The organism is Pseudomonas fluorescens (genome assembly GCF_902497875.1).
In the GTDB taxonomy this organism is placed as follows: domain Bacteria; phylum Pseudomonadota; class Gammaproteobacteria; order Pseudomonadales; family Pseudomonadaceae; genus Aquipseudomonas; species Aquipseudomonas fluorescens_BR.
Genome location: NZ_CABVHY010000028.1, coordinates 83,827 through 98,666 on the forward strand (window position 1 = coordinate 83,827; position 14,840 = coordinate 98,666).

Genomic DNA, 14,840 nt, shown 5'->3' on the forward strand with positions numbered 1-14,840 from the left:
TTCCTGCGACGTGAAGCGTTCTCAGGATGACCATGAATTGTTCGAGAGTTCTGTCGATGACCAATCCTGCCCTGATTGATGAGCTGAAGACCCTGGTTGAGCCTGGCAAGGTGCTGACCGATGCCGACTCCCTGAATGCTTACGGCAAGGATTGGACCAAGCATTTCGCCCCGGCCCCGACCGCCATCGTGTTCCCCAAGACCACCGAGCAGGTCCAGGCCATCGTGCGTTGGGCCAATGAGCACAAGGTCGCGCTGGTGCCGTCCGGCGGTCGTACCGGGCTTTCCGCCGCTGCGGTGGCGGCCAATAGTGAAGTGGTCGTTTCCTTCGACTATATGAACCAGATCCTCGACGTGAACCTGACCGACCGCACCGCGGTCTGCCAGCCGGGCGTGGTCACCGAGCACTTGCAGAACGTGGCTGAAGAAAAAGGCCTGTACTACCCAGTGGACTTCGCTTCGGCCGGTTCCAGCCAGATTGGCGGCAATATCGGCACCAATGCCGGCGGGATCAAGGTCATTCGCTACGGCATGACCCGTAATTGGGTCGCAGGCATGAAAGTCGTGACCGGCAAGGGCGACCTGCTGGAACTGAACAAGGACCTGATCAAGAACGCCACCGGTTATGACCTGCGTCAGCTGTTCATCGGCGCCGAAGGCACCCTGGGGTTTGTCGTCGAAGCGACCATGCGCCTGGACCGTGCACCGAAAAACCTCACCGCCATGGTCCTCGGCACCGCCGATTTCGACTCGATCATGCCGGTGCTGCATGCCTTCCAGAGCAAGCTTGACCTGACTGCCTTCGAATTTTTCTCCGACAAGGCGCTGGCCAAGGTTCTGGGGCGTGGTGATGTGCCGGCGCCATTCGAGTCCGATTGCCCGTTCTACGCGCTGCTGGAATTCGAAGCGACCACTGAAGAAGTGGCCAACGATGCGCTGGAGACCTTCGAGCATTGCGTCGAGCAGGGTTGGGTGGTCGATGGCGTGATGAGCCAGAGCGAACAGCAACTGCAGAATCTCTGGAAATTGCGCGAATACATCTCCGAGACCATTTCCCACTGGACGCCGTACAAGAACGATATTTCGGTCACTGTGTCGAAAGTGCCGGCGTTCCTCAAGGAAATCGACGCGATCGTCGGCGAACACTACCCGGACTTCGAAATCGTCTGGTTCGGTCACATCGGCGACGGCAACCTGCACTTGAACATCCTCAAGCCGGACAACCTGAGCAAAGACGAGTTCTTTGCCAAGTGCGCAACGGTGAACAAGTGGGTGTTCGAAACCGTCGAGAAGTACAACGGCTCGATTTCCGCCGAACATGGCGTGGGCATGACCAAGCGCGATTACCTGACCTACAGCCGATCAACGGTTGAGATCGAGTACATGAAGGCAGTCAAAGCGGTGTTCGACCCGAACGGCATCATGAACCCGGGCAAGATTTTCGCCCTGTGACTTTCTAAAGCCGAGATTCTCTATTTTTGAAGCAGGAGTGGTAAATGAGCTATCAGCACCAGTATGTCGACGGTACTCGTATTCACTTCCCGCTGGGAAAAGTGGTGTGCATCGGGCGTAACTACGCCGAACACGCCAAGGAACTGGACAACCCGGTGCCGACCGAACCGCTGCTGTTCATCAAACCGGGCAGTTGCGTGGTGCCGCTGGAAGAGAGCTTCGCGATTCCGACCGAGCGTGGTTCGGTGCACTACGAGGCGGAGATTGCCGTGTTGATTGGCAAGCCACTGTCGACCAAGCCGAGTCGCGAAGAGGTGCTCGACGCGATTTCCGGTTTCGCTCCGGCGCTGGACCTGACCTTGCGCGACAAGCAGGCAGAGTTGAAATCCAAGGGTTTGCCGTGGGAAATCGCCAAGTCCTTCGACGGTGCGGCGGTAATCGCGCCATTTGTGGTCAGCAGCAGCTTTGATGACCTGACCAACATCGGCATCCGCCTGACCATCAACGGCGAAGTCCGCCAGGATGGCAACAGCAGCGCCATGCTCAACCCGATCGTGCCGATGATTCAGCACATGGCTGGCTGCTTCTCGTTGCAGGCCGGAGACGTGATCCTCACGGGTACTCCGGTAGGCGTCGGCCCGCTGAATGTCGGGGACGAACTGGTGCTGGAGTTGCCGGGAGTGAGCAGCTTCAATAGCAGCGTTCGCTGATCCAGCACGCATCCCCTGTGGGAGCGAGCTTGCTCGCGATAGCGGTCTGAATGTGCCGGCCTCATCGCGAGCAAGCCCGCTCCCACAGTGGGTGCAGCGCTTTCCTGCCATTTCCCGTTTTTTTCACATTTTGTCTGGATAATTTTTCGGTTCTGGGCACGCGAGCCTGTACGCGTTGTGCTATTACCCACAGCTGATTTTTCTGGAATGCTCCCTCAATGCCCACGCAACCCGTTTCCAATGTGAACGCTGTTCGTCGCTCCCGCTTCGCCATGCGCTGGTATTCCTGGCTCTTGCTGGTCGCAGCGATGGGTTATGGCCTTGCGTTCGCAATGCATTGGGATGATCGGGCGGTACTTTGGCTGAGCGAGTATTTTGAAAGCCCGGCCGAGCGCCAGGAAAGCGTCTGGCTGCCGGACTATCACGTGGTGATCGATGCCAAGCCGCTGCTGGGCATGGAAAAGGACGAAGCCTCGGATATCGCCTACAACCCGCTCAGCAAAACCTTGTTCGCGGTGATGGGGAAAAAGCCCTTCCTCGCCGAGTTGACCCTGCAAGGCGACGTCTTGCGCAAAATTCCGTTGCTGGGCTGGAGCAATCCAGAAGGAGTGACGGTGATGGAAGACGGCTTGATCGCCATCGTCGATGAGCGCGAACACAGCTTGAGCATCGTCAAGGTCGACGAGCAGACCCGCGAACTGAATGTCGACAGCTTCCCGAAATATGACCTCGGGCCTTCGAAAGACCAGAACAAGGCTTTCGAAGCGATTGCCTGGGACCCTCGCAACCAGCAGTTGTTGTTGGGCGAGGAGCGCCCGCCCGCGATGTTTACCTGGAAAGGCGACGGCCGTCAGATCCTCAAGGGCGACAAGTACAAACTCGCGAGCGATGAGCTGGACCTGCGTAACCTCTCGGCCCTGGCTGTCGATTCGCGCACCGGCCATACCCTGGTGTTGTCCGCTGATTCGCACCTGTTGCTCGAGCTCAATGAAAAAGGCGAACAGGTCAGCTTCATGACCTTGCTCGGCGGTTTCAACGGCCTGAAAAAGACCATTCCGCGTGCCGAAGGGGTGACGATCGACGAGGCAGGCACGCTGTATATCGTCAGCGAACCGAACCTGTTCTATCGATTGGAAAAGTAGGAACTGGCGTAGCCTGGGATCTTTTGATCCTGCTTTTTTCGACATGTTTGCCCATTGCACTGGCTACGCCAAGAGATCGCAGCCTGTGCAAGTGCCTTTGCTCATTAAGCTTGAATTCATAAAGTCGTGTTACTTCATTCACCCGTTTTGTTCTTGAGCTTGCTTGCATGCGCCGACTTGCCCGTCCCAAATCCATTCTGTTGATCCTGTTGCTGGCGACGTTGATCGCGCTGGGGATGGTTGGCCAGCATCTGCGGCTGTTCGAGCGTACCTGGTTCAATGTGCAGACCTGGTGGCAGCCGGCTGACGCTCGGTCCATGGGCCTGGCGGACTATCAGGTGACCCTCGAGGCCAGGGTCATCGAAGGGCTGGAGGCCGACGTATCAGCCCTGACCTATGACCCGGTGCGCAAAAGCCTGTTTACGGTGACCAACAAGAATGCCGAGCTGGTTGAGCTGTCCCTCGATGGCCGGGTCCTTCGGCGCGTGGCATTGATCGGATTCGGTGATGCCGAGGCCGTCGAATTCATCAGCGCCAACACCTATGTGGTTACCGATGAGCGCCAGCAGCGCCTGATCAAAGTTCACCTGGAAGACCACACGCAGTTTCTTGATGCGGCGGACGCCGAGCAGATTTCGCTTGGTGTACACATGAGCAGTAACAAGGGCTTCGAGGGGCTGGCGTACGATTCGGTGGGCAAGCGGCTGTTCGTCGCCAAGGAACGCGATCCGATGCTGATCTATGAAGTGCAGGGCTTCCCGCATTACAGCCCGGAGAAGTCCTATGCAGTTCACGTGGTCAACAACCCCAAGCGTGACGCTGGGCTGTTTGTGCGAGACCTGTCGAGCCTGCAATACGACGAGCGCAGCGGGCATTTGCTGGCGCTGTCCGATGAGTCGCGATTGGTGATGGAGCTGGATGTCGACGGTCGCCCGCTGAGCACCCTGTCATTGCGTAAAGGGCGGCAGGGGCTGAAAAAGACTGTGCCGCAAGCGGAAGGGATCGCCATGGATGACGACGGTACCCTGTACCTCGTCAGCGAACCGAACCTGTTCTACGTCTTCAAGAAGCCGTCACCGCCCTGATAAACGCCGCAATACCAATGTGGGAGCGAGCCTGCTCGCGATAGCGATCTGACATTCAAAGTAGATGTTGAATGTTATGGCCTCATCGCGAGCAAGCTCGCTCCCACAGGTTTATTTGGCGCGCAGGGTTTTCACGCCTTCGCTGGTGCCCAGTAGCAGCACATCGGCCGGACGCGCGGCGAACAGACCGTTGGTGACCACGCCGACGATGGCGTTGATTTGGCTTTCCAGCTCGACCGGGTTGCTGATCTGCAGGTTGAACACGTCGAGGATGATGTTGCCGTTGTCGGTCAACACACCTTCGCGGTAGACCGGGTCGCCGCCCAGTTTCACCAACTGGCGGGCCACATGGCTGCGAGCCATCGGAATCACTTCGACTGGCAGCGGGAAGGCGCCCAGCATCGGCACCAGTTTGCTGGCGTCGGCGATGCAGATGAAGGTCTTGGCCACGGCCGCGACGATTTTCTCGCGGGTCAGGGCTGCGCCGCCGCCCTTGATCAGGTTCAGGTGTTCGTCGCTTTCATCGGCGCCGTCGACGTAGAACTCCAGGTCGCCGACGGTATTGAGCTCATACACCGGAATGCCGTGGCCCTTGAGGCGTGCGGCGGTGGCTTCGGAGCTGGCGACCGCACCGTCGAACGCGCCCTTGTGCAGGGCCAGGGCGTCGATGAAGCAGTTGGCGGTGGAGCCGGTGCCGACCCCGACGATGCTTTTATCGTCGAGTTTTGGAAGGATGAAGTCGACGGCGGCCTGAGCCACTGCCTGTTTGAGTTGATCCTGGGTCATGCGGGCTCCGAGGGTGCCGAAGGGGAACGAAAGGCCGGCATTATAGCCGTATGCCCGGTTAAAACCTCTTGATTCGTGTGGTCGCACGACCAAACGCTGAGTTAGACTCCTTGGCCCTGCCCAACTCGCTCAGTGATGCTTTCCGATGCTCGAACAGTACGTCAAGAAGATCCTCACCTCGCGCGTTTATGACGTTGCCGTAGAAACCCCATTGCAAACTGCCCGCCAGCTCTCCGAGCGGCTGGGCAATCAGATCCTGCTCAAGCGTGAAGACTTGCAGCCGGTGTTCTCGTTCAAGATTCGCGGCGCTTACAACAAGCTCACGCAGTTGACCGACGAAGAGCGCTCACGTGGCGTGGTCACGGCTTCCGCCGGCAACCATGCGCAGGGCCTGGCCCTGGCGGCCAAGGTGCTGGGGGTCAAGGCGATCATTGTGATGCCCAAGACTACCCCGGAGATCAAGGTCGAAGGCGTGCGTTCCCGTGGCGGCAAAGTAGTGCTGCATGGTGACTCCTTCCCGGAAGCATTGGCGTACTCGCTGAAACTGGTCGACGAAAAAGGCTACGTCTACATCCACCCCTACGATGATCCGCACACCATTGCCGGGCAGGGCACCGTGGCGATGGAGATTCTGCGTCAACATCCGGGGCGCCTGGACGCTATTTTCGTTCCGGTGGGCGGCGGCGGCCTGATCGCCGGGATCGCCGCTTATGTGAAGTACCTGCGTCCCGAGATCAAAATCATTGGCGTCGAACCGGATGATTCCAATTGCCTGCAAGCCGCCATGGCGGCCGGCGAGCGGGTGGTGTTGCCGACCGTGGGGCTGTTCGCCGATGGCGTGGCCGTGGCGCAGATCGGCCAGCACACCTTCGATATCTGCAAAGACTATGTCGATGAAGTGATCACCGTCAGCACTGATGAGATCTGCGCGGCAATCAAGGATATCTACGACGATACCCGCTCGATCACCGAGCCTGCCGGCGCCTTGGGCGTGGCCGGGATCAAGAAGTATGTCGAACTGCGTGGTGTCACCGGCCAGACTCTGGTGGCCATCGATTCCGGGGCCAACGTCAACTTCGACCGCCTGCGCCACGTCGCTGAGCGCGCCGAGTTGGGCGAAGGCCGGGAAGCCATCATCGCAGTGACCATTCCGGAACAGCCTGGCAGCTTCAAGGCGTTCTGCGAAGCCATCGGCAAACGCCAGATCACCGAATTCAACTATCGCTACCACACCGGCAGCGAGGCGCATATTTTCGTCGGCGTGCAGACCCATCCGGAAAACGACCCACGCCGCGCGCTGATCAGCAGCCTCACCGAGCAAGGTTTCCCGGTAGTCGACCTGACCGACAATGAGCTGGCCAAGCTGCACATCCGCCATATGGTCGGTGGTCACGCGGCGCGGGTCAGCGACGAAGTGGTATTTCGCTTCGAATTCCCGGAGCGTCCGGGCGCGTTGTTCAACTTCCTCAATAAACTTGGCGGGCGCTGGAATATTTCGATGTTCCATTACCGCAACCATGGTGCTGCGGACGGGCGAGTGGTCGCGGGCCTGCAGGTGCCTGACGATGAGCGTCACCTGGTGCCGGCGGCGCTGGCGGAAATCGGTTACCCGTACTGGGATGAAAGTGATAATCCGGCGTATCAGTTGTTCCTCGGCTGAGGGACTACGCTGATGGGCACGGCCTGAGGAATCGAAGAAATGGAAATGCTGACCACCCTGAAAACGATGCACATCCTGGCGACCGTGCTGCTTCTGGCCAGTGCGCTGGGGCTGGCGATCCGGGTCTGGCGCGCCCGGCGCAAGGGTGATACGACGATTCATGCCCGCACCTTGCAGCGGCCGTGGCTATTCGTCTGGCTGCTGATGGGGATCTGCCTGATCAGCATGCCGTTCAGCGGTTGGTGGCTGGTGCATCTGGTGGGCTGGCCACTGGGGCAGACCTGGATTCTCGCCTCCAGCGTGCTTTATACCGTTGCGGCGTTGGCCTGGCTCTGGCTGCTGGTGCGGCTCAATCGGTTGCGCACGGCGCCGGCGGGGAGCAATGGGAAGTTCACCTTCGCTTTAGCGCTGGTCAGCTTTGTGTGTTTTATCGCCATTGCCGGGTTGATGGGCGCCAAGCCGGTTTAAGGCTTGGGACCGAGGTGACCCCATCGCGAGCAAGCTCGCTCCCACATTGATCTTCAGCGAACACAGAATATGTGTACGACGCAGATCCAGTGTGGGAGCGAGCTTGCTCGCGATAGCGATTTCAGTCGCGCAGACTAATCACCGGCCAACCGCGCTTCTCGGCTTCAGCCCGCAAATTCGGATCAGGGTCCACCGCCACCGGATGGCTCACCAGCTCCAGTAGCGAGAAATCATTCATCGAATCACTGTAGAAGTAGCTGTCTTCCAAGCTGAACCCGGTCTCTTCCAGCCAGCGTTGCAGGCGTGTCACCTTGCCTTCGCGAAAGCAGGGGACGTCGGTGCTGCGGCCGCTGTAGCGGCCGTCGATCATCTCGCACTCGGTGGCGATCAGGGTCTCGACGCCCAGACGGGCGGCAATCGGCCCGGTGACGAAACGGTTGGTGGCGGTGATGATCACCAGTTTGTCGCCGGCGGCCTGGTGTTTGGCCAGCAATTCAATGCCCTTGGGCAGCACGATCGGTTCGATGCAGTCACGCATGTAATCGCGATGCCATTCGTCCAGCTGGGCCATCTCGGTGCGCCCGAGGATTTCCAGGCAGAAGTTCAGGTATTCGGCATTGTCCAGCTTGCCGGCCAGGTAGTCCTGATAAAACTCATCGTTACGCGTCTTGTAGGCGACGGCGTCGAGGATGCCTCGTTCGCACAGGTAGTCACCCCAGGCGTGGTCACTGTCACCGCCCAAAAGCGTGTTGTCCAAGTCGAATAAAGCCAGGCGCATTGCGGTTACTCGCTGAAAAGTCTGTAAAAAGGCGTCCAGAATACGGTCTTTTCACAAGAGTGCACATAAGGTAGGTCGTCTCGTTGCTGCTTTAACAACCTTTGTGGAACAATGCGGCGACATGCGTTTGCGAGGTTGTTGCCGTGATCGACCCCGATGGTTTCCGCCCCAATGTCGGGATCATTCTGACGAATGATGCCGGCCAGGTGCTATGGGCTCGCCGTATCAATCAAGATGCCTGGCAGTTTCCTCAGGGAGGTATCAACCCTCAGGAGACGCCGGAAGACGCCTTGTATCGCGAGTTGAACGAAGAAGTGGGCCTGGAGCGCGAAGATGTGCAAATTCTCGCCTGCACCCGGGGCTGGTTGCGCTATCGTTTGCCGCAACGTCTGGTGAGGACGCACAGCCAACCGCTGTGCATCGGCCAGAAGCAGAAATGGTTTCTCCTGCGCCTGGTCTCCAACGAGCAGCGGGTGCGGATGGATTTGACCGGTAAACCGGAATTCGATGGCTGGCGCTGGGTCAGTTATTGGTATCCGTTGGGCCAGGTGGTGACATTCAAGCGCGAGGTGTATCGACGCGCTCTCAAAGAGCTTGCCCCGCGCCTTTTAGCGCGCGACTGACGACGGAGTTCGACCCCGAGCCATGCTCAATACGCTGCGCAAGATCGTCCAGGAAGTTAACTCCGCCAAGGATCTCAAGGCGGCGTTGGGGATTATTGTATTGCGCGTCAAAGAGGCCATGGGCAGCCAGGTTTGCTCGGTCTACCTGCTGGACCCCGAGACCAATCGTTTCGTGTTGATGGCCACCGAGGGCTTGAACAAGCGCTCGATCGGCAAGGTCAGCATGGCGCCCAACGAAGGTCTGGTCGGTCTGGTCGGTACGCGCGAAGAACCCCTGAACCTCGAGAACGCTGCCGATCACCCGCGTTATCGCTACTTCGCCGAAACCGGCGAAGAGCGCTATGCCTCCTTCCTTGGCGCGCCGATCATTCACCACCGCCGCGTTGTCGGCGTATTGGTCATCCAGCAAAAGGAGCGGCGCCAGTTTGACGAAGGCGAAGAAGCCTTCCTGGTAACCATGAGCGCCCAACTTGCCGGGGTTATCGCTCACGCCGAAGCCACTGGCTCGATCCGCGGTCTGGGTCGTCAGGGCAAAGGCATCCAGGAAGCCAAGTTCGTCGGCGTACCCGGCTCGCCCGGTGCGGCGATCGGTACCGCGGTGGTCATGCTGCCGCCGGCGGATCTGGACGTGGTGCCGGACAAGGCCATCACCGACATCGAAGCCGAACTGGGGCTGTTCAAGACCGCGATCGAAGGCGTGCGCGCCGACATGCGCACGCTGTCCGCCAAGCTGGCGACGCAGCTGCGTCCGGAAGAGCGGGCGCTGTTCGACGTTTACCTGATGATGCTCGACGACGCGTCGCTGGGCAGCGAAGTAACCACCGTGATCAAGACCGGTCAGTGGGCCCAGGGTGCCTTGCGCCAGGTGGTGACCGATCACGTCAACCGTTTCGAACTGATGGACGACGCCTACCTGCGTGAGCGGGCATCGGACGTCAAGGACCTCGGCCGTCGCCTTCTGGCTTACCTGCAGGAAGAGCGTCAGCAGACCCTGGTGTATCCCGACAACTCCATTCTGATCAGCGAAGAACTGACGCCTGCCATGCTCGGCGAGGTGCCGGAAGGCAAGTTGGTGGGTCTGGTCTCGGTATTGGGTTCGGGTAACTCCCACGTGGCGATCCTGGCCCGGGCCATGGGCATCCCGACGGTGATGGGCCTGGTTGACCTGCCGTATTCCAAGGTCGACGGCATCCAGATGATCGTCGATGGCTACCACGGCGAGGTCTACACCAACCCCAGCGAAGTGCTGCGCAAGCAATTCGCCGAGGTGGTCGAAGAAGAGCGGCAACTGGCCCTGGGGCTGGATGCGCTGCGCGACTTGCCGTGCGTGACCCTTGATGGTCACCGCATGCCTTTGTGGGTCAATACCGGCCTGCTGGCGGACGTGGCGCGGGCGCAGAAGCGCGGTGCCGAAGGCGTGGGTCTGTACCGCACCGAAGTGCCGTTCATGATCAATCAGCGCTTCCCGAGCGAAAAGGAGCAGCTGGCGATTTATCGCGAGCAACTCGCCGCCTTCCATCCGCAACCGGTGACCATGCGCAGCCTGGACATCGGCGGCGACAAGTCACTGTCGTATTTCCCGATCAAGGAAGACAACCCGTTCCTCGGCTGGCGCGGGATCCGCGTCACCCTCGACCACCCGGAAATCTTCCTGGTACAGACCCGCGCCATGCTCAAGGCTAGCGAAGGCCTGAACAACCTGCGCATTCTGCTGCCGATGATCTCCGGCACTCACGAACTTGAAGAAGCCCTGCACCTGATCCACCGCGCCTGGGGTGAAGTGCGCGACGAAGGCTGCGACGTGCCGATGCCGCCGATTGGCGTGATGATCGAGATTCCGGCGGCTGTGTATCAGACCAAGGAACTGGCGCGGCAAGTGGACTTCCTCTCGGTCGGCTCCAATGACCTGACCCAGTACCTGCTGGCCGTGGACCGCAACAATCCACGGGTCGCCGATCTCTACGACTACCTGCACCCCGCGGTGCTGCAAGCCCTGCAGAGTGTAGTGCGTGACGCCCATGCCGAAGGCAAGCCGGTGAGTATTTGCGGCGAAATGGCCGGTGATCCGGCGGCGGCGGTGCTGTTGATGGCGATGGGCTTCGACAGCCTGTCGATGAACGCCACCAACCTGCCGAAAGTGAAGTGGATGCTCCGGCAGATCAACCTGAGCAAGGCCAAGGAACTGCTGGCGGAGTTGATGACCATCGACAACCCGCATGTTATCCACAGCTCGCTGCAACTGGCGCTGAAGAACCTTGGGTTGGCGCGGATGATCAATCCGGCTTCGGCCAAGACCCTCTAAACCAGCATCGCACCTGTGGCGAGGGGGCTTGTCGGAACGCCGCACCGCCCCGCTGGGCCGCGTAGCGGTCCTAAAACCAGCAATCGCGGACTTTCAGGAAAAATGCATCAGCCGGGTTACGACTGCTTCGCCCGAGCGCGGACCGACCGGCGGGGGCAAGCCCCCTCGCCACAGTGCCGACAACGCTTAAACCCTGACTTCAACCTCCCCCAAATGCCCGCCATACGGTCCGAAGCTGCGCTCGACCATGTGCCGTGAACCATCGGCATTAACGATCAGCGCAGTACTGGCGCGGGTGCCGTAACTGGGACTGGCGATAAACACGCTCGACAACAGACTCTCGGTCGCCAGACCAACCCCGGTATCGGGAAGCTCGGCAAAAGGTACGATCTGTGGATCGTTCAACAGTGCGAGCAGCGCTTGCGGCTGCGGATCGTCGAGGACCTCGCTCAATGCCGCCTTGGCCTTGAGCACTTTCGGCCATGGGCTATCGAGTCCTGCATTGGACAGTCCGTAGATACCTGCCGCCAACAAGGTGGGCTCAGGCTCCAGCGTGTTGTAGTGCCACAACTCGGTTGAAGTCCCTAGCAGCAGATTAAACCCGGCATATTCGACCGATCTGCCGACAACGTCGGCCAAATAGTCATCAACTGGTATTTCCCCACTGAGAAAGCGCGCCACCAGTTCACCCCGTGAGCGAAGGGCTGGAGGCTGATGGGGATTGCGGATATTGGTCAGCGCCGCAAAGCGTCCAGCGGCACCAATTCCCAGCCAGGTGCCCCCGGCCTCCAGATCGCGACCGGCATAAACCTGCGGTGCCTCAGGCCATTGCGCCAGCGGCAGGCTCGGGCGGGCATAGAACTCGTCGCGGTTGGCGGCGACAACCAATGGCTGGGCATGGCCGGGGCGCCAGGCGAACACGATCAGGCACATAGGGTAATCCTTGTGTGTTTTTTGCTCACTCTACGCAGTCATCGCCTGTCGATCCATCGCCATCCACAGTGGAGCCCGAGGCCATGCATCCGTTACCATGCCGCTCCTATTTTTGGGATGCATGGGGATACGGCCATGGAATTTCTGCTCTATCTGGCGCTGGGCGCCTGTGCAGGCGTGCTGGCCGGGCTGTTTGGGGTGGGTGGCGGGATCATCATCGTGCCGGTGTTGGTGTTCAGTTTCAAACTGCAGGGCTTCGATCCGTCGATTCTGACTCACCTGGCGGTCGGCACGTCCCTGGCGACGATTATTTTTACTTCGGTGAATGCGATCCGCGAGCATCATCGTCGCGGCGCCGTGCGTTGGCCGATTTTTGCCTGGATGACCCTCGGCATTCTCATCGGTGCCGGTTTCGGCGCGCTGACCGCTGAGGCGATCTCCGGCCCACATTTGCAGAAGATCATTGGCGTATTCGCGCTGATCGTCGCTGTTCAGCTCGCATTGGACTTCAAACCCAAGGCCAGCCGAACGGTGCCAGGCAAAGTCGGTCTGACCGTGGCGGGCAGTGTGATTGGCTGGGCTTCGGCAATTTTCGGGATTGGCGGTGGTTCGCTGACCGTGCCGTTCCTGACCTGGCGCAGCGTACCGATGCAACAAGCCGTGGCGACTTCGTCTGCCTGTGGCCTGCCGATTGCCTTGTCCAGTGCATTGTTTTTCATGATTCTGGGCTGGCACGATCCATTGTTGCCGGCCCATAGCCTTGGTTTTGTTTATTTGCCGGCGTTGCTGGGGATCGCACTGACCAGCATGTTCTTCGCCCGATTTGGCGCACGACTGGCCCACAGTTTGTCGCCGCGCTTGCTCAAAAAGCTGTTCGCCGCTTTGCTGTTCTGCGTGGGGCTCAATTTCCTGCTCTGATGCCCGGCACAATCCTGGCTTAATCCTGAGGTGGCATCGTCCCCCGGGAATTTTGAAGGTTTCAACTCTAACGAGGAGTCGCAATGCTGCCTTACCCGCAGATTGACCCGGTGGCCCTGGCCATCGGCCCGCTGAAGATCCACTGGTACGGCCTGATGTACCTGATTGGCATTGGCGGCGCCTGGTGGCTGGCATCGCGCCGGATGAACCGTTTCGACCCGACTTGGACCAAGGAGAAGCTCTCCGACATGGTCTTCTGGATGTCGATGGGGGTCATTCTCGGTGGTCGACTGGGTTATGTGCTGTTCTACGACCTGCATGCCTACCTGGCCAATCCGACGCTGATCTTCGAAGTGTGGAAAGGTGGCATGTCGTTCCACGGCGGCTTTATCGGAGTCATGCTGGCGGCCTGGTGGTTCGGCAGGCGCAACGGCAAGTCGTTCTTCGAGCTGATGGACTTTGTCGCGCCGATGGTGCCGATCGGCCTGGGTGCCGGGCGTATTGGCAACTTCATCAATGCCGAGTTGTGGGGCAAGGCGACTGACGTGCCTTGGGCGATGGTTTTCCCAACCGATGAGTTGCAACTGGCGCGTCACCCGTCGCAGCTGTATCAGTTCGCTCTCGAAGGTGTGGCGCTGTTCCTGATCCTCTGGTTGTTCTCGCGCAAGCCGCGGCCGACCATGGCAGTGTCCGGGATGTTCGCGTTGTTCTACGGAATCTTCCGCTTCATCGTCGAGTTCGTCCGGGTACCTGATGCCCAGCTCGGCTATCTGGCGTGGAACTGGCTGACCATGGGACAGGTGCTGTGCCTGCCGATGATCATCGGCGGCCTGGCATTGATCTGGCTGGCGTATCACCGCGCTCCGGCAAGCAAAAGCGCCGCGCTATAAACTCGAATCGCAGGGCCCGGGCCCTGCGATCAAGGACACAGGTAACTCATGAAGCAATATCTCGAACTGGTAGCCCACGTCATCAAGAACGGCACCAAGCAGGCCAACCGCACTGGCGTGAACACCATCAGCTTCCCCGGCGCCATGCTGCGCTATGACCTGAAGGAAGGTTTCCCGGCCATCACCACCCGCAGGATGGCTTTCAAATCGGCGATCGGCGAGATGGTCGGTTTCTTGCGTGGCGTGAACAACGCCGCCGAGTTCCGTGCCCTCGGCTGCAAGGTCTGGGACCAGAACGCCAACGAAAACGCCCAGTGGCTGGCCAACCCGTTCCGCCAGGGCGATGACGACCTCGGCGAAATCTACGGTGTGCAATGGCGTAAATGGCCGGCGTACAAGCAGATCCCGGTGAGTAATCAGGCTGCCATCGAACAAACGCTGAGCCAGGGCTATCGGCAGATCGCCGAAGGTGAAGAAGACGGTCAGGCCTACGTGGTGCTATACAAGGCCATCGACCAGGTTCGCCAGTGCGTCGATACCATCATGAAGGATCCAGGCAGCCGCCGGATACTGTTCCACGGCTGGAACGTCGCTCAGCTGGATGAAATGGCCTTGCCGCCGTGCCACCTGCTGTACCAGTTCCATCCGAATGTCGAAACCAAAGAAATCTCTTTGACCCTCTACATCCGTTCCAACGACCTGGGGCTGGGCACGCCGTTCAACCTGACCGAAGGCGCAGCGCTGCTGAGCCTGATCGGCCGCCTGACCGGCTACACGCCACGCTGGTTCACCTATTTCATCGGTGATGCCCACGTTTACGAAAACCACCTGGACATGCTCAACGAACAGCTCACCCGCGAGCCGTTCCCGATGCCGAAACTGGTGATTTCCGAGCGCGTGCCGGAGTTTGCCAAGACCGGTATCTACCAGCCGGAATGGCTGGAGCAGATCGAGCCGAGCGACTTCTCGCTAGAGGGTTATCAGCACCACGCGCCAATGACCGCGCCGATGGCGGTCTAAGCGTTCGCCACCCCGCCGGCCGCATACACCCGTGATATCGCGGATGTACACAAATCCTGTAGGAGCTGCCGCAG

General features: G+C 59.8%; 14 protein-coding genes. 11 read left to right on the plus strand and 3 right to left on the minus strand.

What is annotated here, in order from left to right; genetic code table 11:
- The first annotated feature begins 56 nt into the window (after positions 1-56).
- From F8N85_RS24975 to F8N85_RS24990, 4 genes are all read left to right on the plus strand, one after another.
- Positions 57-1,451: an FAD-binding oxidoreductase gene (locus F8N85_RS24975; protein WP_150806179.1), complete on the plus strand. Its 1,395-nt coding sequence runs from the start codon at positions 57-59 to the stop codon at positions 1,449-1,451.
- 44 nt (positions 1,452-1,495) lie between these two features.
- Positions 1,496-2,161, plus strand: coding sequence for a fumarylacetoacetate hydrolase family protein (locus F8N85_RS24980; RefSeq protein WP_150806180.1), 666 nt, complete (start codon positions 1,496-1,498; stop codon positions 2,159-2,161).
- 218 nt (positions 2,162-2,379) lie between these two features.
- A complete protein-coding gene (locus F8N85_RS24985) occupies positions 2,380-3,303 on the plus strand; it encodes an SdiA-regulated domain-containing protein (RefSeq protein ID WP_150806181.1) in 924 nt (307 codons plus the stop codon).
- Between the two features lie 167 nt (positions 3,304-3,470).
- Positions 3,471-4,388 carry an SdiA-regulated domain-containing protein gene (locus F8N85_RS24990; protein ID WP_150806182.1) on the plus strand — a complete coding sequence of 306 codons (918 nt, stop codon included), beginning with the start codon at positions 3,471-3,473 and terminating at the stop codon, positions 4,386-4,388.
- A 111-nt stretch (positions 4,389-4,499) separates the two neighbouring features.
- Here F8N85_RS24990 and rpiA read toward each other — a convergent pair whose 3' ends face one another.
- A complete protein-coding gene (rpiA, locus tag F8N85_RS25000) occupies positions 4,500-5,174 on the minus strand; it encodes a ribose-5-phosphate isomerase RpiA (RefSeq protein ID WP_150806183.1) in 675 nt (224 codons plus the stop codon).
- Positions 5,175-5,319: 145 nt separating this feature from the next.
- On the opposite strand from rpiA, the gene ilvA reads away from it, so the two are divergent.
- Entirely contained in the window at positions 5,320-6,834 is a 1,515-nt protein-coding gene (ilvA, locus tag F8N85_RS25005) for a threonine ammonia-lyase, biosynthetic (RefSeq protein ID WP_150806184.1), read from the plus strand.
- 39 nt (positions 6,835-6,873) lie between these two features.
- Positions 6,874-7,302, plus strand: a complete 429-nt coding sequence (locus F8N85_RS25010) for a DUF2269 domain-containing protein (protein WP_150806185.1) — start codon at positions 6,874-6,876, stop codon at positions 7,300-7,302.
- A 121-nt stretch (positions 7,303-7,423) separates the two neighbouring features.
- Here the strand turns inward: F8N85_RS25010 and F8N85_RS25015 are convergent, their stop codons facing one another.
- Positions 7,424-8,080 (minus strand): HAD family hydrolase, encoded by a 657-nt coding sequence (locus F8N85_RS25015; RefSeq protein ID WP_150806186.1) that lies wholly within the window; start codon positions 8,078-8,080, stop codon positions 7,424-7,426.
- 143 nt (positions 8,081-8,223) lie between these two features.
- On the opposite strand from F8N85_RS25015, the gene F8N85_RS25020 reads away from it, so the two are divergent.
- Together F8N85_RS25020 and ptsP are read left to right on the plus strand one after the other, a co-directional pair.
- Complete coding sequence (locus F8N85_RS25020; protein ID WP_150806187.1) at positions 8,224-8,703, plus strand: RNA pyrophosphohydrolase; 480 nt, start codon at positions 8,224-8,226, stop codon at positions 8,701-8,703.
- 22 nt (positions 8,704-8,725) lie between these two features.
- Complete coding sequence (gene ptsP / locus F8N85_RS25025; protein ID WP_150806188.1) at positions 8,726-11,005, plus strand: phosphoenolpyruvate--protein phosphotransferase; 2,280 nt, start codon at positions 8,726-8,728, stop codon at positions 11,003-11,005.
- 186 nt (positions 11,006-11,191) lie between these two features.
- Here the strand turns inward: ptsP and F8N85_RS25030 are convergent, their stop codons facing one another.
- Positions 11,192-11,938: an NRDE family protein gene (locus tag F8N85_RS25030; protein ID WP_150806189.1), complete on the minus strand. Its 747-nt coding sequence runs from the start codon at positions 11,936-11,938 to the stop codon at positions 11,192-11,194.
- Between the two features lie 135 nt (positions 11,939-12,073).
- Between F8N85_RS25030 and F8N85_RS25035 the strand changes: the two genes are divergently transcribed.
- The 3 genes from F8N85_RS25035 (at position 12,074) to F8N85_RS25045 (ending at position 14,766) form a co-directional block, all read left to right on the plus strand.
- Positions 12,074-12,856, plus strand: a complete 783-nt coding sequence (locus F8N85_RS25035; protein ID WP_150806190.1) for a sulfite exporter TauE/SafE family protein — start codon at positions 12,074-12,076, stop codon at positions 12,854-12,856.
- An 83-nt stretch (positions 12,857-12,939) separates the two neighbouring features.
- Entirely contained in the window at positions 12,940-13,746 is an 807-nt protein-coding gene (gene lgt / locus F8N85_RS25040; protein WP_150806191.1) for a prolipoprotein diacylglyceryl transferase, read from the plus strand.
- A 48-nt stretch (positions 13,747-13,794) separates the two neighbouring features.
- Positions 13,795-14,766 carry a thymidylate synthase gene (locus tag F8N85_RS25045; RefSeq protein WP_150802939.1) on the plus strand — a complete coding sequence of 324 codons (972 nt, stop codon included), beginning with the start codon at positions 13,795-13,797 and terminating at the stop codon, positions 14,764-14,766.
- The last annotated feature ends 74 nt before the right edge of the window (positions 14,767-14,840 follow it).